The following is a 20562-nucleotide window of genomic DNA, read 5'->3' as shown; positions in this document are numbered from 1 at the left end:
CCTGGTGCTCGGTGGCGGCTTCGCCGGAACGCTCGCGGCGATCGTGCTCGCTCAACGCTCCCATTCCGTGACGATTGTTGACCGAGACCGCCTCAGCGACAACGACGCTCCGCGCAAGGGAATCCCGCACGGGCGGCATACACACGTCCTCGTCTCGGGTGGCGCACGCGCACTCGAAGAACTCCTCCCTGGCATCACGGACAGGCTCTACTCCCTTGGTGCGCAACGAATCGGGATACCCGGCCGCTACATGGCCACCGCCGCGGGCGGAGGGTGGTTTCCACGCCAAGACGGCAAGCAGTTCATCATCGGCTGCAGTCGATCACTGCTGGAGGCCACGATCCGCGAGCGACTGCTCGCGTGCCAGAACATCACGTACGTGAACTCTGCTGATGTTGTTGGCCTGACAGGTGATTCCGTACGGATCACCGGAGCACGCATTCGCGAGCGAGCAACACGAGAAGAACGGATCATCGAGGCGGACTTCGTTGTCGACAGCACCGGACGAAGCTCCAGCGCCTCGCAGTGGCTTGTCGACCTCGGACTGCCTGCGCCCCAACAGGAAGTGGTCGATCCCCAGATCTTCTACGTCACGCGGCGCTACCGAGCTCCCGACGGCGCGCACAGCATGCCCGCGATCAACATCATGGCCGATCCCGCCCGCACAGACCGCGTACGCGGGTCCGGTCTCCTGCTCCCCATCGAAGACGGCATCTGGACCGTCACCCTCTCCGGCACCGTCGGCGGGCACCCGCCGGCCGACGACGCCGGCTTTCTCGACTTCGCTGCCGAGCTTCCCTATCCCACGATCGCCGAACTCCTCAAGCTCGCGGAGCCCCTTGGTTCCCCGTTCGGCTTCAAAGCTGACGCCAACCGACGCCTCCACTTCGACAAGCTCCCCCTCCCACCGGGCTTCGTCGTCATGGGAGATGCGGCGTGCACGTTCAACCCCGTCTACGGGCACGGCCTCGCGGTAGCAGCTCGCAGCGCGGTCGCGTTGCGCGCGGGGCTCGCCCGCGGTGGAGTGGACGCTTCGCAGGACATCCAGCGCGCGATCGCGCAGGCATCCCAAGACGCGTGGATGATGGCCACGAGCCAGGACCTCCGGTTCCCGCAGACGCTCGGACCGAGACCTGAGCAACGCGACGGGCTCCGGTTCCGGCAGAGGTTCCAGGAGCGGCTCGCACGAGCCGCGATGAGCCGTCACCCCATCGCCGAAGCGCAGATGGCGGTGTTCACGCTGTCCGCGTCCCCAGTGACAGCATTCCTACGCCCGAGCGTCCTCATCAGCGCCCTTCGAGGCCCAGATCCCAACGTCCAGCCGCTGCCTGACCCACCGTTCACCCAACAAGAACGAGAAGTCCTCACGCGCCGTAGTTGAGTTTCATCCTCGGCAGTCGCAGGTCGACCACCCAACTTTTCAGGCAACGCTGGGCGCTGTCGCACGATGTGGCGGGGACTACGACTGGTTCGACGGCAATCATGATGTTCATGAGCGATCCCAGGGGGCCTTTGCCCTTCGCCGCCACCGACTCGTCGACGCCTTCGCCTGGGCGAGCAGCGACTCGCACACCGTTGCCACGGTGGACGGTGCCCCTGGTCGCCGTTCTGGTGCTTGCGGCCACGGCGCTGGTGTTGATGTTGCTGTGGCGGTGGATTGACGGCCTGGCCATGGCAGATGAGGCAAAGAAGGCAACCGCGCAACTGGATGCCATCAAGGTGGCCGCCTCGACCGCAGTCGGTGGTGGCGGATTGTTCGCCCTGTACCTGGCGGCCCGCCGCCAGCGCACCCAGGAACTGGAACTGGATGCCCGGCACGCCGAGCTTCGCCACCGTGAAGCCGAGTTGGCCCAACGCGACCGAGTGCAGTCGCACGCTGAGCAGGTCGCCGAGATCAACCGAGTTCATGCCGAACGGGTCGCTCTGGCCACTGAGCGCGACTCCGCCGATCGGCGCGTCACCGATCTCTACGCCAAATCAGTCGAGCAACTCGGATCAGAGAAAGCCCCAGTGCGCCTGGGCGGTCTCTACGCCTTGGAACGCCTTGCCCAAGACAACCCGCACCAGCGGCCCACTGTGGTTGCCGTCCTATGCGCCTACCTACGCATGCCTTACACCCCACCCGCAGAGCCGCCGAGCGACAACGCCGACGAATCGATGCGTACCCAACACTCAGACCGTGTGCAGGAACGCCAGGTCCGACTCGCCGCCCAACGTATCCTCGCCACCCATCTGCGCCCTATCAATGATCTGGCTCAGCTGATCGACACCTTTTGGCCCAACACCGACCTCGATCTCGCCGGCGCCGTACTCCTCGGCTTCGACTTTACCGGTTGCCTAGTCCGCACCGCAGATTTCCAAGGAGCGACGTTCATCGAGGACGCGCGGTTCCGAATGACCAAGTTCACCGGGGCCGCCAGATTTGATAACGCGAAATTCACTGCGGACTCCTTCTTCAACCAAGCAAATTTCAACGAGGATGCCCGGTTCCAGGAAGCGACCTTCACAGGAAGCGCTTGGTTCGAGCGCGCAACGTTCACCACGGCGGCAGTTTTCAGGGGCGCAACGTTCCTTGATGACGCCTTGTTCGACAGCGCAACCTTTCTGGCCTCCGCTCGATTTTTCGCAGTGACGTTCGCTTCGGTGACCTCATTTGACAGCGCCACATTCAAATTGCCGTTGAATTTCCACGATACGATCGTCCGCCACGAGTTCGTCGAACCTTCTGCCTGGCCGACCGGATGGCTGCCATCCGAAAAAGGCTTCGCCGTTGCAGGCCGGAAAGGGACCTGGCATTTCCTCGCGCGGGCGCGAGAAGCCGAGAGGGAGTCGCCGAGCTAACACCGAAGGCCCATTCACCGTGGACGCCGTCACGAGGTGACCGATCGGTTACCGCTGGTCAAAACAGTCCACTTCGGCCTGCTCCGACTTGACTTGCCACCCCGGCAAGGGTTGACTCACGACACAAGTCGAACACATGTTCGAGCGTCCGCCGACCTTCCCCGTGGCGGGTGTGCTCGTGAACCCCACGCGCCCACGCACACGGTGAGGAGGTCGACGTCGGTGTCCCTGGCCAGGGTCAGCACCGCGTCCGGCGAGGAGTTCGTCGGACGCACGCTCCCGGTACGGCCCGAGCTGCGGGAAGTCCTGCCGTGGCCGGGACTGCGACGCGGGGCGACCATCGCGCTGCGCGGGTCGACCTCGTTGCTGTTCGCGATACTGGCCTCCGCCACCGCCGAAGGCTCCTGGGCCGCCGTCGTCGGACTCCCGGGGTTGAGCGTGCTCGCCGCCGCCGAAGCCGGAGTCGCGGTCGAGCGCATGGCGTTGGTGCCGCGCCCGGGAACCAGCTCGGCGAGGTCGTCGCCGAGCTCACCGACGGCCTGGACCTGGTCGCCTTCGCGGGCACCACCATGATCAACGCCGCCCAGACCCGCAAGCTCGCCGCGCGGGTGCGCCAACGCGGGACAGTGCTGCTTCCCTTGGGCCCCTGGCCTTCCGCGGATGTCGAGCTGCGCTGCGCCAACGGCCGCTGGTACGGCGTCGGCGCCGGAGACGGCTATCTGCGCTACCGCGAGGTCGAAGTCCACGCCACCGGCCGGGGCGCCGCCGCCCGCCCCCGCTCGATCCGCATCCTCATGCCCGGACCCGGCCGCCCCACAGCACCCGCAGCCAACCTTGATCGTGCTCACCGTTCCACAGCTGCCACGTCGACTATCCACTCTGCAGGATGAAGGTGTTCTCTCCCAATGGCTTTCCGCGACACAGGGCGCTCCTCGACCACATGTCCGGCCCAGTACCGGATCGACGGATTCGGTGCTCGGGTCGTGCTTCTGCCCGCGCGCTGCGTTCTCGGGAAGCACGTTCTTGCGGCGACGGGCTACACCGCGACCCTTACCGCCGACCAGGTCCTTCAGATCACGTGTTCGGCGTGCACAGGGTCCGGTGTGGACAGTCGATGGCTCCTGGCCGCTTCGGACGAAGCCGCACGTGCGGAGTTCAGCGCCACCGCCTACCCAAGCCCCGCCGCGGCTTCACCGCAGTAAAGGTGTTGGCGTACATGGACAAGCTCATCACGCCGTACACGCGGATGACCGGTAACCACAACCACGGCTGGCGTCCCGAGTTGACGCCGGTCTGGGTGCAACTGGACGCACTCGTACGGCTTCCCCCAAGATTTCGGCGGCGCACGGTCGGTCACGGCCTGAACATGGCCGGCCGGGTCGAAGGCACGCTGACCGGGTGGTTCCAGACAGTGGACGGTCTCTGGCTCGGCGTGTGTCACTTTCGCATCCCCTACGCGGACGGCCGCGCCGACACGGTCGCGGTTCGGAAACAGCTCGTCCCCGAATACGCCCTGAATCCGCGTGCCAACAACGCCTCCGCAGCCCCGTGACGGTCGGGGGGGGCGCGGCCCTGTTGATCGACGACCGCGCCACCGGCCTGCCCACCAATCCCGCTACTGGCCGGGCGAACACCGCCTTGTCCTCACCGGCGCCACCGTGATCGATTCGACATGATTGGCTGCCATGTCGGCACCACCTCGTTCAATGGAGCGATCTTCACCGGGTGATGCTGGATTCGCCGGTGCTCGCTTCACCGACGCCGCATACTTCATCGACGCTGTCGTCGGTCGAGATGTGGTGTTTCTCGAGTGACGTTCACCGGCGACGTGGTGTTCAGCGGGGCAGCGTTCACCCTCAAAGGCGTGCTTCAACCACGTCGGACTCGGCTCTGGCGTCACCTTCGCTCGCGCTGCGTACGACAGGGCAGTGCGCGTGGGCGGCGGGGAGATGGGACCTCTTCGAATGGCGGAGGACTCCTCCAGCCAGCGCGAGGGTTCAGAAGTTTCCGCTGGAGATAGCGATGAGCCCGGCCCAGGTCGCGGGGCGCTTGTCGTGTTCGGCACGCCAGCGTAGTTGGGCGCGGCGCAGGGCCCAGGGAGCGCCCGTTCCCGTTGCAAGACCTGCATAGAGGTAGCCGAGAATGGTCGCGGTGGAGTGATCGTTTGCGGGACCGTCAGGCAATGGGAACGCTCCGCCGATCACTGTCGTCGCGCCCCGGCACAGCATCACGGCGGGAATCCCCGTCGGATCGGTTCCCACCCGCTTGTCCAGATTGCCGGAGAAGCACGCTCCCACGACGACGGTACGTGCGAAGTGGAGGCGCATCATGCGCCCGGCGGAGAGCCGGGTTCCGCGCGCCGGATCCAGCAATAGCGAATGGGCCAAGCCGGTCCGGTTGTCCCCGTGTACCGACATCGCCAGCACTGAGTAGTCCGCAGCGCCAGCCAGGGTGCGCACCAGGTCGTCAGCGTCGGAGGCTTCGTGGACCTGGCCGGGCCAGGCCGAGTACAAGGCGTCGCGCTCGATGCTCAAGCCAGTCCGGTCTACGCCGTGAAGGTAGCTCAGCACGCCGGTCGTCGCGGGCAGGCCGGCTCGCTCGTGTGCGAGCAGCGAGCACGAGGGCACTAGGGCGAATGCGGCGCGGTCGCCCAGCAGCGCGCCGGAGTCGTCAAGTACGAGCGCGGACCACGGCACTGTCCACAAGAGACTGTCCGCCGAGATGAGCACCAACGGCACATCCTCATCCGCAGCGTCCGGCGAGACCTCGTTGAGGAGGGAAATCAGTCCAGGTGGCAGGAGCCGAAACGTTAAGGAACGCCATTCTCCCCCGCCCGAGAGAGCACAAAGCTGCGAACTCTTTGACCAGTCCGTGGTCGAGGAACGCAGGTCGGTCAGCCCGGTTACCTCCCGGAGTGCGCGTGCCTCGTCGGCCGGAAGCTCGAAGCGGTAAGGCACTGGGTCCTTCCCTGGCGCTTCCCAGCTGCCGTAGAGCGTGGTGGTGTCGTCTTGCTCGATCATCCGCACCTGTATTAGGTGGTGTGTAGTGGTGAAAGCGAAGTCGGTCGTGGCAGGTGGCTGCACCAGTTGTCGGAATCGCGCTGAGGCCGCGACCTCCAATTTCTCGTACAGGGCGGCGGCAGCGGCAGGGGAGGCTGGTCTCGGTGAATCCGGATCTTCCAGCTCGGAAATCCGCGCGAGCAGATCTGCGATGACGGCTGGCAGGCCGATGTCCCCGTTTGCATCGGCCTCAAGAGTGCCTGAGCGCAGAAGGTGCGCGATGTAGCTCTCGCGCAGGAGTCGCAGGGCGGCGACGTAGACCGCAGTTGCCTGGCGGTCACCCGCCAACGCCAGGGTGGCTCCCAGTTCTAGAGCCCGATGCTCGACCGCTGCCAGCTGGCCCATGATTGTTGCCTGGTCCTGCCGCCACCCGCGGCCGACCTTCACGTCACAGATCGCTCGCATGAGCTTGAAGACTGCGGCCAGTTCGTCACGAGGGCGTTCCTGTACCTGTTCGAGCGCCCACCTGGTTTCGAGGAGGAGAAGGCGCTGACCGGCAGTGGCGTCCGCGGGCATCCTCAACTCGGCGGCTTCGAGCAGACGGCGACACTCGTCAAGTTCACCCGCGCTCCCGACCGCCCGGGCTTCGCACACGAGCGCCTCAACCGCTAGGAGCGTCAGCTTCCACTTCTCTGCCAGCTTTCGGGCTTCCCGAGCGTGCTCCGCACCCCGGGTGCACTCGTCGGCGGTGGTGCAGAGCTTCGCGAGTTCGAGTTCGGTACGAATGGCCGTCTGCCGGTAGGCGCCTTTCTTGTTGATCTTCCGCACCTCTTCGAACGTCTCGATCGCAGCGGCGAAATCTTCCCGGCTGAGGTGGATCTGCGCGAGCTGATGCAATGCCTCGCCCAGCGAGGCCGCGTTGGCGACGGTGCGCTGCTGGGCGTAGACCTCGCGCAAGAACCCGACGCACGTCCGCGCACTCGGCAGCCCGTCATCGTGCCGGTTGAGCATCTGCAGCAAGCGGGCCCGGTGGAAGTGGACTTGGGCACCCATTGCGGGCACCTTGGCGGTCTCCGGGCGTTGGATGAGTTCGTCGAGTACGAGCATCGCCTGACCGATCTCCCCCTTCTGGACAAGCTGATCGGCGTACACCACCACCTTCATGAACTCCTCGAGCTGGGTCAGCATCGCCAGATTCGGTCGTACGCCGAGCCGCACCCCCACCCAGCGAACAAAGATCTTCTCGCCCCAATAGACAAACAGAAGTAACAGGAGCCCCCACTGCCACAAGGAATCGAACATCGACGTCCCGCTCTCAACTATCCTGATTGGCCCGCTTCGGTGGTACGTGCTTGCCGTGAACTAGCTTCACAATGGACCGTGGGATCAGCACGAAGTCCTCGTCAAATTCCTTGCGCGGCACCTCGCCGGGGCCCGACACTAGAATCGGCCGACGCAGCGCCAGCACGTCCCGAGCAGGATCTTCGGCGACTGAGACGGTCCGGAAGTACCCCTCGACCAACCGGCCATCATCGAGTTCGACCGCGAGAAACGCGGGCCTACCCTCGTGGCGCGCCGCGAGCACCCCGGCCCAGGCCGACCCTTCCCTGATCCTGCCCGGACCGGTGTCAGCACGACGGATCCACAGCCACCCGCCCAGTGCCGCCAGCGCCAGACTCAGCACCAATGCGAGAGCCGCAGAGATCAGCACACTCCATGGATGGGCGCGAAGGATAACCGGGTCGCCGACCAGCTCCGCCAGCGAAACCAGCCCCGGCACTACCTGGCCAGCGCCTATGACCATGACAGTGGCGACCGCCGACGCCACAGCACCAGCAGTCGCCATCTCGACGAGCTCGACGATCGTGCTTCTGGAGTCTCGCTGCGAGAATCGCGCGAGCATCCGATGGTAAACGAGTCCGGGTGACAGCGCGGCGATTAGGAAGACAAGCCCAGCAACCGTGCTCGGGGGCATCGCAGCGCTCCGCCGGCGCTACTTGTCCGCACGGGGATCCGGCGGTGTGACCGCAAACGGATCAGGAATTCCGAGCTCCTCTACGTCCTCGTCAGCAACATAGGATCTCCACTCCGGTTCCCCGTCATTCTGCTCATGCGAAGAAGTCATGCCGCACACGTTCCGGTATCAGGATTCCGAGAAAGCAGCGGCACCATAACGATCAGGAGCGCGTGATCAGACTGAGCTTTCACCTAGTCGGGAAGGTTATAATCAAGCCATATCTAGGTAAATGTGGCAGTCAACCGCGCGGGCTTCGTCGGATTCCGTTACTCTTCCTCCATAAATCACACCTTCGCAGGGCCTCTGAATCGCTCTCTCGAGCACGACGACGAACACCGCAGACATCACGTGGGCGCACCGTGAGCGCGCTTTGCATGGCTACTCTGGGGGACCACCTGGGAGCTGCGCGCGGTCGTCCCCGCTTTACCAGCCAACAGATACAGACGCGCCCACCACTTCCCCGCCTTCCGCGAGAAAGTGAAGGCAGCCACTCTAGAATTTCGCGCCTCTGTGCATACTTCCACCTGTCGCTAGTCGCAGACGGGCAGAGATCGCGAGAGCGCCCCAGTTCGAGTTATGGCGCTAATGCTGCTTACCTCTCGGCGAGAATCGAAGTCATCGGGCAGAAGCCAGCCAACGCCGAGCCAAGCAGTCCAGCCCCTCAAATCAATGAAGCCGATCACTCTGTCCAGGGGGCTGATCTCGACGGCTAGGCGGGGGCAGTCCACAGGCGGCGCACGAGGGCTGCACCGCCGATCGCGGCAAGCGCGCCACCGCAGTAGATGACCGAGACCAGATCCACGGTTAGCGATGGCGCAGACAGCACGTAGTCACGCAGGAACGGCCAGGCGTATTTGCCGTCCGTCAGTAAGTGCAGCGCGAAGAAGAGGAGGTCGAAGCCGAGGGACAACACCGTCATCACGACGCTGCCCCACAACAAGAACCAGAACGGTGTGGCGGTGACGAACCACAAGAGTCGTGTGGGTGCCTTCTCGCGATACGCGAGCACCATCAGGACGATCGTCACCAACACGTAGGAGACGGAGAACAGGTCCACGGCAAGGAACCGCTCCAGGAACACCGGGTCAATGAACAGCAGAGGCGAGGAACCGAACGCAGCGTCCAGTGCCTTCCACCGCACTGGGTCGAACAGGCTCGCCACGATGCTCCCACCGACGTAGCTGAGGCGGAGCATGATCATCTGCGCGATCAGCACAGTGATCGTCGTAGCGACCGTGACGACGATCCGCACGGGCCGTTGCCTGACGAGCCAGGCAGTGCCGCGCGCGGTGGCGCCGCCCACCACAACCGCAGCACGCGCCATGCGCTTTCCATTGGAAAGCCACGACTCCAGGGCGAACGCCAGCAGGACCGCAGCGATCAGGAACGGACTCACGCCGATGAACCGCAGGACCCCCGCCACCGCTGCGTCGAAGTCGGGGACAGGCGAACTCGGATCGGCGTCCATGCCCCGTCGATCGCCGGGAACCTCAGCGGCGTTTCACGACGTTGGCGTTTGCCTATCCTGTTCTGTGCTCAGCAGCAGATATCAGGCGGCACTCCGACCTCGAGGGTAAAGCGGCGCCGCAGTTGCCTGGTGGTTCCACGTCGGTGATGTGGCCCGAGCGCGCGCCGCTGAAATTGCCTGGCGACGATTAAGTAACTCGCCGGGCACAGCCGGGACTCGGGCGTGACGTCGATGTCGCAATCCGCGACAGTTCCAGTGTGAGTGATCAAGGTGCTAGCCGGCGGCCGGTAGCCGCGATAGTGGCCATGCTGGCGGGGCTACTGCTGGGCGGGGTAGTCCTGCCCTCAGTGGCCGGGTGGTTCGACTGGCCCGCAGTCGGGCGCTGGATGCACTCGCATGCACTGCTGCTGACGTTAGCGGGTGCGAGCGTTGTGCTGCTGGCGGTTGGCGCGTGGTCGTGGTGGGGACAAGACCGCGGAAACCCCCCTCGTCGGACACAGACGGCGCCATTGTCGTGGAAGGTAGTCGCCGGTGCCGCAATTGTGATCGCAGTCGCAACTTGGGGCGCGACCGTCTGGCTTTTGGCTGAGGCCAATACCGCAACCGATCGCGCTTCGGCCCGAGTGCAAGCCATCAAAACAGGGCTAGGAACCGGCGCTGGCACCGTCGGAATATTCGCGTTGCTGCTTGCGGTTCGCCGGCAGCAGCACCAGGAAATCACAGCAAACGATACGACCCATGACGCTACTCAACGACGGGTAACCGAACTTTACACCAAGGCGATCGAACAACTCGGCAACTCCCAGGCACCCGTGCGACTAGGTGGACTGTACGCATTGGAGCGTCTCGCACAGCACAACAGTGACCAACGTCAGACAATCGTCAACGTGCTGTGCGCCTACTTGCGCATGCCCTACCAGCCACCCGCAACTCTGACGGAACTACCCAAGGACGCCGACCAAGCCAGCGTCGAGAAGCACGACAAGCAGACGACCGAGAATCTCGAGCGCACCCAAGAACGCGAAGTCCGCCTAGCCGCCCAGCGTATTCTCCATAGCCATCTCCAACCAGGCCCGGAAGGAATAGGCGCGCCCGACGAAGCCTACTGGCAAGACATCGACCTCGACCTCAGCGGCGCACACCTAATCAACTTTGCCCTCACTCGCAGTCACGTCCGTTCAGCAAATTTCCGATCAACTACCTTTGCCGAAAGCACCAGTTTCCGACTTGCCACGTTTGCGGGAAACCTTACCTTTCATTCAGCCAGATTCATGAACACCGCTACCTTCAACCAGGCAACTTTCAACATGGGGGCCAGCTTCGAAGCGGCCACATTCGATAGCGGCGCAAACTTTCGCTCAAGCACATTCAACAGCCATGTCAACTTCAAGCGCCTAGAAGCCAGGGGAAGAGTTGGTTTCATACTTACCCGCTTTGTCGGCAGTGTGCAATTCACATACTCCGAGTTTCTCGGAGTTGTCGACTTTGAGCAAGCCAACTTCGCCGTGGCTAGCATCTTTCAAGCGGTCACATTCAAGAAGGACGCAAACTTCTCAATGGTCGAGTTTGCCGACGATGCAAACTTCGATCGATCAACGTTCGATGATACCGCAACGTTCCACGCGGCCAGATTCGACGACGACGCCAGTTTCGCCTCAACTACGTTCACTGGGAAGAAGTTCAACCCGCTGGAGCAAGATCTCCCACATACCGATTTCCGTAAAGCGGTCTTCAAGCAGGGCATCCCAGAGGAGATCAAACCATTCCTGTCTCCTTGAATGATGAACAGCCGTCGCCATCCGATCGATTCGCGACGCTCGAGGACTGGTGCGTTGAGAGCTGCACTTCTGCGTCTGTTCGGGACCGTCTGGGGACCATTCGCAATCCCTCGTACGGATCATGGTCAGCGTGTTCTGCAACGAAGCGTTGTCTCAAGGGTGCGAGGTTCAGGCAGTCCCTGCTCCAGGGGTTGACGCCGTTCCGGGGGTCGTCGCTCGTCCGGAAGAGTCCGGCGATGGTGTCGGTGATGCCCAGGGCGGGTCTGCTGTCAGCTCTGTGCGTGGTCGAGGTGTTCTTCCAGCGCCCGCACGGCGGTGTGGGCGCCGTTCTGGGCGCGGATCACCTTGGCGAGGCGGGTGGCGTTGTCGGCCGTCTCTTTGGTGGACAACGCTTTGGTGATCGCGGCGGCCAGCCGTTCGTTGGTGAGTTGTTGCTGGCGCACCGGTTCCGGGGCGACTCCGACGGCGTGCATGCGCTGTGCCCAGTGCGGCTGGTCGGCGACGAATGGGCACACCACCTGCGGGCGTCCTGAGGCCAGCGCGGCGGCGGTGGTGCCTGCGCCGCCGTGGTGCACGATCGCGGACGTGCGTGGGAACAACCAGTCGTGGGGTGCTTGGTCGATCACCAAGATCTCGTCGGAGGATTCGGTCTCGCCGAGCCCGCCCCATCCGGTCGCCAGTACGGCACGCACCCCGGCGCGGCGCACGGCGTCGGCGACGATCGTCCCGGTGCGGCTCGCCTGTGGTCCGGCCATGCTGCCGAAGCCGATGTAGACCGGCGGCGGCCCGGCGTCGAGGAACCGGCGCAGCTGTTCCGAGGGTGACCACGAGTCGGCTGCGGGCAGGAACCAGAATCCGGTGGTGCGCACGTTCTGCGGCCAGGCCGGGTCGACCTGCGCCACGTGCGGGCTGAATGCCTGCAGCACCAGGCGATGCGCGCCGTCGGCGTCGTGCAGGAGGTCGTGCCCGCGGCGCCGGGCGGGCAGACCGAGTTCGGTGGTGCGCCAGGTGTTCGCCACTCCGGCTTGGGAGCGCAGCGTCGCTGAGACCGCGAGGTAGGTTGCGCGGTTGAAGGCTTTGGGCACTCGTGGCAGCGGCAGCATCGGGCACGGGAACTGCGAGCTGGGCACCCACCCGGGTTGCAGGGTCGCGAGGACCGCAGGCACGCCGAGCATCTCCGCGATGTGCTGGGCGGGCAGTGTCGGCGAGTGCACCACCATGTCCACCGTCCCACCTTCGCGGGCCCGCTCGCTCAGGTCGCGCAGCACGTCGGCTATGAGCGGTGTGATCCGCTTGGCCGTGCGCACAGCGCTGATCTTGCCGCGTACACCTCGGTACCCGTTACCGATGGCCTCGCGAACCACGGGGTCGGCCATCAACCGATTCGGGCCCTCGTCCAGCGCCGCGAACTCCACGCCGTGCTCGTGTGCTTGCGCGGCAAAGGATTCCGGCGCCGCCAGGCGCGCGTCATGCCCTGCGGCGCGCAGGGCGAGGGCGAGCGCGAGGAACGGCTGCACATCGCCTCGGGTCCCGTGGGTGACCAGAAGCGCCTTCATCGGGTTTGCCCTTCCTTGGCGATGGTGGTGAACGCCGATAGCCAGCGGTCGTCGGTGAACAGGCCGCCGGTCAGCATCTCCAGCCCGGCCCGGGCTGCCCGCAGCGAGGTCTCGGTCTCGACGACATCGCCGCCGAGCAACCGGCTGACCTGGTCGCTGAGCACCAGCGGGGCCAGCAGCCAGGACACGTAGGTCACCGCGCGCGCCCGCGCGTCGGCGGTGGAGGTGACCCATCCCTGCTCCTCGCCATCGGCGAGCCACCGCTGGGTGGAGTCGACGATCTCGGTGAACAGCGCGCTTGCCGCCTCGGAACCGTCCAGCAGCGCCCGGCCGAGGTAGCGCCGCGCGGGGGTCGCCGCGCGCAGCATCTCCGCGAGCGCGCCCTGCTCGATCACTCCGTCCCCGCCGGAGCCGGAACGGATCGCGGCCAGCACGTGCTCGTCGCACGCCTGCCGCAGGCCCGCCTTGGAGCCGAAGTGGTGCAGCACCAACGCGGGCGAGACACCCGCGGCGGCCGCGATCGCGCGCACGCTGGTCCCGGCCACCCCGTCCGCGCCGAAGCGCTCCAACGCCGCGTCCCGGATGCGTGCCCGGGCGGTAAGGTCCTCGACTGAACGCATGAACAGAATGCTAAACGATCGTTCAGCCGCGTTGGTGATCGCCGTTACCGATTCGCAAGACAGCGAACGGGTGATCACCGATTGCCCCGCGGGTCCGCGTGCTGCATCGTTGGCCGTGGTGTGCCGGGAAGCCTGGTCGGCACGGTCGGCTCCTGCCGGAGCGGGCCGTAGGTTCGGATGAAGGCGGGCATGCCATGACCACCCTCTTGGTGCACACGCACGCGCTGACCAAGCGCTTCGGCACGCTGACCGCCGTTGACGAGCTCGACCTCGGTGTCGGGCCGGGCGAGGTGCTGGGGTTCCTCGGCCCCAACGGCGCGGGCAAGACCACGACCATCCGCATGCTGCTCGGCCTCGCCCGCCCCACCTCGGGCGCGGCGACCGTGCTCGGATGCGATGCGTGGTCGCAGGCACCGCAGGCCCACCGCGACGTGGGTTTCCTCCCAGCCGAGTTCGCCCTGCACCCCAAGCTCACCGGCTGGGCCAACCTGGAGCACCTGTGGCGACTGCGGGAGACCGCGCCCTATCGTGCGCGGGCGCGCGAGCTGGCACAGCGGCTGGAGGCCGACCTGAACCGTCCACTGCGGACACTGTCCTCGGGCAACAAGCGCAAGATCGGCATCATCGCCGCGCTGGCCCATTCCCCGCGCCTGGCGGTGTTGGACGAGCCGATCAGCGGACTGGACCCCTTGGTGCAGAAAGAGTTCCACGGCATCGTCGACGAGCTGCGCGCTTCCGGCTCCGGAGTCCTGCTGTCCTCCCACACCCTGCCGGAGGTCGAGCGGATCGCTGACCGCGTCGCGATCATGCGCGCCGGACGGCTGGTCGCGTGCGAGCGCACCGATGTGCTGCTGGGCAAGGCGGTGCACCGCTTCGAGGTCACCTTCGCCGACGACGTCGAGGCTGCCTCCTTCACCGAGAGGTGCCGCGGGCTCACCACCGTCTCGCTCGTGGAGCAGGACGGCGCCCTCGTCCGCTTGGCCGTCGAAGGCGCGGTCACCGACGTGGTCGCAATCCTTGGTACACATCGGGTTCTGGCACTGCGAACACCGGAGACAGAACTGGAAGAGGTGTTCCTGCGCTACTACGGCAGCGTGACGGAGGTGGCCCGATGAGCACCACCGCGGAACTCCTCCGGCGTGCCATCGGTGAACGGCGCCATTCGCTGACCGGCCTCACCGTGGGAGCAATCGGGATGTGCGCGCTGGTGATGGCCATGTACCCGTCACTGCGCGACCAACTCGGCGCGCTCACCGCCGTACTCCCACCGGAGATCACCGCGTTCTTCGGCGCCGACATGGTCACTCCGGCCGGCTACGTCTCCTCCCAGGTCTTCACCAAGATCGCACCGCTGCTCGTCATGATCACCGCCATCGGCGCCGGAGCCCTCTCGTGCTCCTTCGAACGATCTGGCGTGCTCGCGGTGACCCTGGCCACCCCGGTCCGGCGCGTTCACGTCGTCACCGCCCACGCGCTCGCCGTCACTGCGGAGGTCGTCATGCTCGCCGCAGCGGTCGGTGTCGTCTTGGTGGTGTTGCGCGGGCCGACGGACCTGGACATCCCCGTCACGCGGTTGCTCGCGGGCACCGCGGCACTGGCACTGCTCGGTGTGTTCCACGGACTGGTGACCCTCGCGGTCGGCGCGGCAAGCGGCTCCCGCGGTCTGGCCGTCGGGGTCGGCACCGGTCTCGCCCTGGGCGGGTTTCTGCTCAGCGGCCTCGCCCCCTTGGTCGACTCCGATGTGCTCGGCCTCTTCAGCCCGTTCCACTGGGCCTTCGGGGCGCAGCCGCTGGAGGTCGGCTGGAACGCGGCGGTGCTGCTCGGCCTGCTCGCGCTGGCCACCGGATGCGCCCTGCTGCTCGCGGCGGCCACGGTGCTGTTCCGCCGTCGCGACATCGGCTGATCGGAGCCCGCGCTGACGGTGATCCTGACCGTGTTGCTGATCCTGTTGTGCGTGCAGGGCTTGGTGAAGTTCACCGTCGGTTTTCTCGTCCTGTACTCGACGCGAATCCGTCAGGTCGCCTCCTACTACGAGCGAGGCGGACGGGTCATCACCTTGTACGACAACATCATCCTGGCCGTGATGGTGGTGCTAGTCGGGCTGCTGCTGGTCACCGGCGTCCACCCGCACAGCTTCGTCACCGGCCTGGTCGTCGGCATGCTCGTGATCCAGGTGTTCTTTCACCGCTTCAGCCAGCCACTGCCAGAGGACCGAGCACCCGAGGCCCCGGTGCAGCCGAGAAAGTTGATGTCCTACGCCATCCAGGCCGATCCGGGTTTGGCATGGCGGGAGATCGCGTTCATGGCGCTGTTGTTCATCGGCTCTCTCCTCGCGCTGGTGTCCACCTGGTGACGGTGCCTCGCGCCATCAGCGGCCCAGCAGGTCCTGGATCGCTTGGAGGACGGCGTCCGGGCCGGTGTCGCTGCACGTTGGTGCGTAAGCGGTGTAGCCCGGTGGCGCGCAGCTGAACAGTCACTTCGCAGCAAACCGCGACGGTGCCCGGAGAAGGTTTGTCATTGCACGCCCACCGTCGCAGTTGCGTGAGAGGTCGTCAGCGCGCAAACGCGCGGGATGTCTGCACTGACGGGACCACCAGGAGACGAATGGCGCTCAGCAAGCGGGGCTCCGTGCGACGGATCGGATGCTCTGGCGCGTAAGGGTTTCCTTCCTGCGTCCCTACGCCGGCGTGGTGTGGATCAAGGTGACCGGGTGCGGTTCGGGTGAAGCCCGAGTTGTGATAGCCAGCCCGGTTCCCGCGGTGGTTCGCCGGTCCATCTCGGGGCGGGCCGAGGGCGACCACTTCCCGTGGAGACACGCTCGGGTGATCTTGATATGCCTGCCCTCCTGTCGTGCGGTCTCATGGCTGGGTGGCGCTGACGGGGCGGATGGCCTCGCGGCGTTGGTCGGCGAGAAGGAGGCAGTGACAGTGAGTTGGATCAAGCCCGGGCTTCGTACGGTCGCCCTGGCGCTAGCGGCAGTTCTGGCGTGGGGGATGTCTCCAGCGGCCACCCCGCGAGCGGAGGCGATCGTGGGTGGCCGCGACGCGGAGGTCGGGCAGTTTCCCTCCTTCGCCTCGTTGCTCAGAATCACTGACGACGGGTTGAGTGACCCATTCTGCGGGGGCACGCTGATCTCACCCACATACATCCTGACCGCCGCGCACTGCGTGTACAACAAGACACCGAAGACCATGACCGTCGCGCTGGACTTCTACGCGATCGACGATTTCAAGGATGAACTCCTTCACGACGTGGCCAGCATCCGTGTCCACCCGGAGTACGACAACCACCCCAAGTCACCCAAGCGGGATATCGCCCTGGTCAAGCTCAAGGCTCCGGTACAGCCATCAGCACGCGTGCGTCCAGCACCCCTGCCCACCCAGGAACCAGCCGCGCAGGAACCGCTGACCGTGGTCGGCTGGGGCCGCCTCTCCCGCTTCGGCGACCACCCAGAGCAGTTGCAGACCGTGGAGATCCCCCATAACACCGACAACTGCGCCCTGATCTACGGTGCGGAGTTCCTCAAGGATCACATCTGCGTCCGTGACACCGCAGGCGACAACCGGAACTGGACGGACATCTGCAACGGTGATGACGGTGGCCCGCTGTTCCATCGCGTGAATGGGCGCTCTGAAGTCGTCGGTATCGCCAGCTTCAGTAACTGCCTAGGTGCGCCCGCGGCGGTGTTCGCCAGGACCAGCTACTACCGGCAGTGGATCATGGACAACACCACCGACAGCCCACCGGCGAGCTGACCCGCACAGGACGCGCGTCGCCGAGTTCGAGCACGACCGGACACACACGCTCGTGCTCGAACTCAGCATCGCTCCCACCTGGCCTCCACGCGGTGTACTCGTCCCACGCGCCGCTCCTTGGTGAGGCGTTCGAGCTCGGCAACGACCTCAATCACCTGCATGATCATCGATTTCGACCCGCTTCCTTGAGCGTCTGCTTCGGAACGCCGTGCTCACCGGCAACGACACCGCGCCAACCACCACGGTGGGGCTCGGCCTGACCGGCTTGGACTACCAGCAGTTCCGGAGCTGCCTGGTGCTCGGCTGGACGAAGCCCCGGCCTGACCACAACCGCGCGCACTCACCGGGGGGTTGGCCCTTGGCGCCGTGGTACCCGTTCGGGCCGAGGTGGGTGGGCGCAGCGTGAATGCGGATCACCCGGGTACCCCGGGCGAGCGAGAAATGAGTCGGCAGGGATGAACTCGGGAGGCGCTGTGGATGAGGTCACCGAGGGGAAGTTCGTCTTCGATGTCGACCTCGACGCGCTCGCCCAACCTCCGCTGCACCGCCTTCGGCAGCAGATCGCCCAGGCGCCGCGGGGAGTGTCCGAGGAGTGCGTGCACGGCGCGCAGCTGCTGGCCACCGAACTCGCGACCAACGCCTTCGAACACGGACGACCGCCGCGGCGCCTGTCCTTCCGGCGTGACGACCGCGCGCGGCTGGTGCACCTGGAAGTCCGCGACAGCGACCCGGTCGGCACACCGACACCCGGGCGCTCCCGGCTAGGCGCGCACCGCGGGCGCGGGCTGACCCTCATCGCCGAGTTCGCGCGAGACTGGGGAATCCGCCGCCAGCCCAACGGCAAGGCCGTGTGGGCCTGCCTGGATTGCCCCGAGCCCTCCCCGCCGCAGTGGCACGAGCAGAACGACACTCCCCACGCTCCGGTGCCTCGGTGTCCTCACCACCACTCCTGACCGGCAGCTGTCCGCGCACCGGCCGACAAGGCGGCGATCCCCAGGTGGGGATGGAGCTTGGGGGTAACCGAGGTGTCCAAACCACGTCCATGTTGGTAGCCCTGGGCGCACACGGCTCGGGCAGCAGGACCGGTGTCTGCACAGTGTGCGCGAGTATTGACCGGCTCTTGGGTGGTGGTTGTGCACGTGCACGATCCTGACCACCACGGCCACTGACGCGCTCGGGCACATCCACGACCGCAGCCCCGTCGTGCTGCCGTCCAGCGAGATGCGCAAGGCGTTGCTGGACCCGGAGTGATGCTCGTCAGCACGGCACCCCGCAGCAGATGCCGACAATTGGCAGCGCGCACGCTGGTGTGCCTTTCAGCTCCAATAGGACGGTTGCCAGGACAGTGCCGAGGGAAGTTCGCTGGTTCGGCAGTACTCCAGCGCTGCTGTCTTGGCGGCTGCTCGGGGAATGATCGCGTTGGGAGGGAAGAAGATCCCACCCTCGGAGTCAAAGATGATCTCCGGTGCGTCGGCGAGCGGCGTCGGGTTCAGGGACTGCAACAGCAGGCCGTTCTTGTCGGTGGTGACGAAGTGGACGGCGGCGTGCGCTCCGGTCTTCTCGGTCCCCAGACCGAGTTGGTGACCGGGATAGGTTCCGTCCGAGCAGGGGCGGTCCGAGGCGTAGAGCTTGGTCAGGGAGTTCCAGAACCGTCCGCTGAGGGCGTCATCGATGAGGACTTCGGCTTCGTCGAGGGATTCGGCGAAGTAGAACTTGTTCTGGATGATGGCGGTGACGACGATCAAGGCCGTGCCTTTCCTTGGATGACAACGGGCTCGTCGGCGCCGCGTTCCCAGATCACGAGCGTATACCCGATGGGCAGGATCGCGGCGACGGCTACGCGGCAACTGCGTTCGCCTTCGCAGACGGAGCGGTTGTTGATGACGGCCGCGGCGTAGGTGAGGCCTCGTTGTCGCATGAGCGTTGCTGTCTTGGTTTCGACGTGGGTTTGGACGGCGAAGCTCCCGGAGGTGGATGTCTCAGGGAAGTGCTCGGAGTTGGTGAGGATCAGTCCGGCCGCGTTGATGAGTTCGCGATCGGCGCGGTCGGCGTCGGGCTCGTCCTCTCCAGGGCGAGGCATCGGGGGCGCTCCGCTGGTGATCACGCCCTCGGAGAGGTCGGTGAAGAACACCAGGCCGGTCGTCGGCCCGGAGTCGTCGGGCCGGTCGAGCAGCTTCGCCTGTTGAGCGCGAGCCCACTCCGGATCGAGGGAGTCGGCCATCAAGGTGGGAGGCAACGTAGACGGGTGGGGAATCGAGCCGCCCCTCCGTGCCGGCCCCCGGTTCTCTGGTTCGCTGACGCGCTCTGACGTTCCCGCCACGGTGTAGGTGTCGGCGAGGTAGGAGTGGACGCGTTCGGCGGCGCAGTCGAGGTTGTCTGCGGCCTGCTCGAACCCGTCTGCCGCCTTGCCGAAAATGCCCAGGGCATCGTCGAGTTCGAAGTTCTGGCTGCCCTGGACGACCTGTGCCAGGGCTGGGCGTAGCTCGTCGCGGATTCTGCGGGCAAGCTCCCGAAGCTGCGCTGGCGAGAGACTGTTCCGGGCCGCGATCAGGCGCGAGGCGACCTCGGAGAAGTAGGAGGGCACGCGGTCACATCCGGTGCGCGGCGGAAGTCACGATCTCGGCGGCACGGTGCAGACAGGCGAGGCCGTCCTGGATCTCGGAGAGGGCTGTCGCGGCGTACGCCTTCCCGGTGTAGGCGTCGTCGTGCCGGGAGCCTTCCCAGGCCGCGTGCAGTTCGTTCAACGCCTCCTGCGTCCGCGCTCTCAGGTCCTCCGCCTCGCCTGCCTTCTCCCGTGCGCTCGCGGCGAGGAAGAGGAGAACATCGCGGACCTCACCTGCTGAGAACTCCATCCCTTACCCCCATCAGTCGCCGCCCTGGACAAGACAGTGCGACCCTGCAATGGGAGCAATAAGGCCGCACCGTTCGTCTCCGTGATCAGACATAGCCGGTGCAACTTCCTGAACCCGATCTGCGGTCCTCTCGGAAGCACCTTCTTCTTGTTGGGGGCGTTACTCCGGTCCCTCGCTCACCCCGGTGGCCGTGGTCTCCGCGTCGGCTTCTGCGCACCGAACAAGCGAGCGCGCCAAGTCCGCCGCGTCCAGAAACACGCCGTGCCCGTCCTGGGCGCTTGCTAGCTCGGAGAGCAGGCGACGGACAGACGGCCCCAACTTGCGCAGCCCGACCACACCCGCGAGTTCATCATGCACCGATTCATACGGCTGCAAGCCCCACTGCGCCGCAGCTTCCTCCGGTGACCCGTGCAGCTCGCACCACGCCTTCCCCGCCGCCTGCATCGCTTCCAGTGCTGCGAAGAACGCAAATGGCTGGTACGTAAGGGAAAACTCGTCACGCGTCTCGCCAGGCGGGTAGTAGTCGACGCTGATCGTCTCGGCGCAGTCCACGTCCCGGATGCGAGGCTCCATGCCGTTCTGCACCCAGATGCGGCGGCCGATGAACTCCCCCGGGTCCACCAACGCCGCGTACCTCGTAACGGCCACCAGGTCCTCCAATGCTCTCTGTCGTCAA

The 20562-nt window shown here is 65.7% G+C and carries 21 protein-coding genes; 11 read left to right on the top strand and 10 right to left on the bottom strand.

Annotated elements, in window-relative coordinates; translation table 11 throughout:
• Nucleotides 1-4 precede the first annotated feature (4 nt).
• Together NLX83_RS15570 and NLX83_RS15565 are read left to right on the top strand one after the other, a co-directional pair.
• Nucleotides 5-1381 (top strand): FAD-dependent oxidoreductase, encoded by a 1377-nt coding sequence (locus NLX83_RS15570; protein WP_254235554.1) that lies wholly within the window; start codon nt 5-7, stop codon nt 1379-1381.
• 209 nt (nt 1382-1590) lie between these two features.
• Nucleotides 1591-2841, top strand: coding sequence for a pentapeptide repeat-containing protein (locus NLX83_RS15565; protein ID WP_254235553.1), 1251 nt, complete (start codon nt 1591-1593; stop codon nt 2839-2841).
• A 116-nt stretch (nt 2842-2957) separates the two neighbouring features.
• Here the strand turns inward: NLX83_RS15565 and NLX83_RS15560 are convergent, their stop codons facing one another.
• Nucleotides 2958-3689, bottom strand: a complete 732-nt coding sequence (locus NLX83_RS15560; protein ID WP_254235552.1) for a hypothetical protein — start codon at nt 3687-3689, stop codon at nt 2958-2960.
• A 368-nt stretch (nt 3690-4057) separates the two neighbouring features.
• Between NLX83_RS15560 and NLX83_RS15555 the strand changes: the two genes are divergently transcribed.
• Entirely contained in the window at nt 4058-4393 is a 336-nt protein-coding gene (locus NLX83_RS15555) for a hypothetical protein (RefSeq protein ID WP_254235551.1), read from the top strand.
• Between the two features lie 445 nt (nt 4394-4838).
• On the opposite strand, the gene NLX83_RS15550 is transcribed toward NLX83_RS15555, so the two are convergent.
• From NLX83_RS15550 to NLX83_RS15540, 3 genes are all read right to left on the bottom strand, one after another.
• Complete coding sequence (locus NLX83_RS15550) at nt 4839-7142, bottom strand: CHAT domain-containing protein (protein ID WP_254235550.1); 2304 nt, start codon at nt 7140-7142, stop codon at nt 4839-4841.
• 13 nt (nt 7143-7155) lie between these two features.
• Nucleotides 7156-7815, bottom strand: coding sequence for a DUF6338 family protein (locus NLX83_RS15545; protein WP_254235549.1), 660 nt, complete (start codon nt 7813-7815; stop codon nt 7156-7158).
• A 751-nt stretch (nt 7816-8566) separates the two neighbouring features.
• Entirely contained in the window at nt 8567-9325 is a 759-nt protein-coding gene (locus NLX83_RS15540; protein WP_254235548.1) for a hypothetical protein, read from the bottom strand.
• A gap of 257 nt (nt 9326-9582) precedes the next feature.
• Here NLX83_RS15540 and NLX83_RS41860 point away from each other — a divergent pair, with 257 nt between their 5' ends.
• Nucleotides 9583-11103, top strand: coding sequence for a pentapeptide repeat-containing protein (locus NLX83_RS41860; protein WP_254235547.1), 1521 nt, complete (start codon nt 9583-9585; stop codon nt 11101-11103).
• A 269-nt stretch (nt 11104-11372) separates the two neighbouring features.
• Here NLX83_RS41860 and NLX83_RS15530 read toward each other — a convergent pair whose 3' ends face one another.
• Both NLX83_RS15530 and NLX83_RS15525 read right to left on the bottom strand, forming a co-directional pair.
• Nucleotides 11373-12659 (bottom strand): glycosyltransferase, encoded by a 1287-nt coding sequence (locus tag NLX83_RS15530; RefSeq protein WP_254235546.1) that lies wholly within the window; start codon nt 12657-12659, stop codon nt 11373-11375.
• Complete coding sequence (locus NLX83_RS15525) at nt 12656-13279, bottom strand: TetR/AcrR family transcriptional regulator (RefSeq protein WP_254235545.1); 624 nt, start codon at nt 13277-13279, stop codon at nt 12656-12658. Before NLX83_RS15525 ends, NLX83_RS15530 begins: the two co-directional genes overlap by 4 nt.
• 194 nt (nt 13280-13473) lie before the next feature.
• On the opposite strand from NLX83_RS15525, the gene NLX83_RS15520 reads away from it, so the two are divergent.
• From NLX83_RS15520 to NLX83_RS15490, 7 genes are all read left to right on the top strand, one after another.
• Nucleotides 13474-14394, top strand: coding sequence for an ABC transporter ATP-binding protein (locus NLX83_RS15520; protein ID WP_254235544.1), 921 nt, complete (start codon nt 13474-13476; stop codon nt 14392-14394).
• On the top strand, nt 14391-15182 hold the full coding sequence (locus NLX83_RS15515) for a hypothetical protein (RefSeq protein WP_254235543.1): 792 nt from the start codon (nt 14391-14393) through the stop codon (nt 15180-15182). Before NLX83_RS15520 ends, NLX83_RS15515 begins: the two co-directional genes overlap by 4 nt.
• An 18-nt stretch (nt 15183-15200) precedes the next feature.
• Nucleotides 15201-15632: a hypothetical protein gene (locus tag NLX83_RS15510; protein ID WP_254235542.1), complete on the top strand. Its 432-nt coding sequence runs from the start codon at nt 15201-15203 to the stop codon at nt 15630-15632.
• A gap of 574 nt (nt 15633-16206) precedes the next feature.
• Nucleotides 16207-17034 carry a serine protease gene (locus tag NLX83_RS15505; RefSeq protein ID WP_254235541.1) on the top strand — a complete coding sequence of 276 codons (828 nt, stop codon included), beginning with the start codon at nt 16207-16209 and terminating at the stop codon, nt 17032-17034.
• 208 nt (nt 17035-17242) lie between these two features.
• A complete protein-coding gene (locus NLX83_RS15500; RefSeq protein ID WP_254235540.1) occupies nt 17243-17440 on the top strand; it encodes a hypothetical protein in 198 nt (65 codons plus the stop codon).
• 67 nt (nt 17441-17507) lie between these two features.
• Nucleotides 17508-17987 carry an ATP-binding protein gene (locus NLX83_RS15495; protein ID WP_254235539.1) on the top strand — a complete coding sequence of 160 codons (480 nt, stop codon included), beginning with the start codon at nt 17508-17510 and terminating at the stop codon, nt 17985-17987.
• Nucleotides 17988-18165: 178 nt separating this feature from the next.
• On the top strand, nt 18166-18285 hold the full coding sequence (locus tag NLX83_RS15490) for an SOS response-associated peptidase family protein (RefSeq protein WP_254235538.1): 120 nt from the start codon (nt 18166-18168) through the stop codon (nt 18283-18285).
• A 65-nt stretch (nt 18286-18350) separates the two neighbouring features.
• Here the strand turns inward: NLX83_RS15490 and NLX83_RS15485 are convergent, their stop codons facing one another.
• The 4 genes from NLX83_RS15485 to NLX83_RS15470 all read right to left on the bottom strand — a co-directional run bounded on the left by NLX83_RS15485 (nt 18351) and on the right by NLX83_RS15470 (nt 20534).
• Nucleotides 18351-18779 carry an Imm1 family immunity protein gene (locus tag NLX83_RS15485; RefSeq protein ID WP_254235537.1) on the bottom strand — a complete coding sequence of 143 codons (429 nt, stop codon included), beginning with the start codon at nt 18777-18779 and terminating at the stop codon, nt 18351-18353.
• Nucleotides 18776-19618, bottom strand: a complete 843-nt coding sequence (locus tag NLX83_RS41855; RefSeq protein WP_254235536.1) for a DddA-like double-stranded DNA deaminase toxin — start codon at nt 19616-19618, stop codon at nt 18776-18778. The genes NLX83_RS15485 and NLX83_RS41855 overlap by 4 nt, the downstream gene beginning before the upstream one ends.
• Before the next feature lie 4 nt (nt 19619-19622).
• Entirely contained in the window at nt 19623-19886 is a 264-nt protein-coding gene (locus tag NLX83_RS15475) for a hypothetical protein (protein WP_254235535.1), read from the bottom strand.
• A 159-nt stretch (nt 19887-20045) separates the two neighbouring features.
• The gene (locus tag NLX83_RS15470; protein WP_254235534.1) at nt 20046-20534 is read right to left on the bottom strand and encodes a hypothetical protein; all 489 of its coding nucleotides are present in this window, start codon (nt 20532-20534) and stop codon (nt 20046-20048) included.
• Nucleotides 20535-20562 lie beyond the last annotated feature (28 nt).

Source organism: Allokutzneria sp. A3M-2-11 16, assembly GCF_024213555.1.
In the GTDB taxonomy this organism is placed as follows: Bacteria; Actinomycetota; Actinomycetes; order Mycobacteriales; family Pseudonocardiaceae; genus Allokutzneria.
The sequence above is the reverse complement of the archived record's forward strand: the minus strand, read 5'-3'. Positions and strand labels throughout refer to the sequence as shown.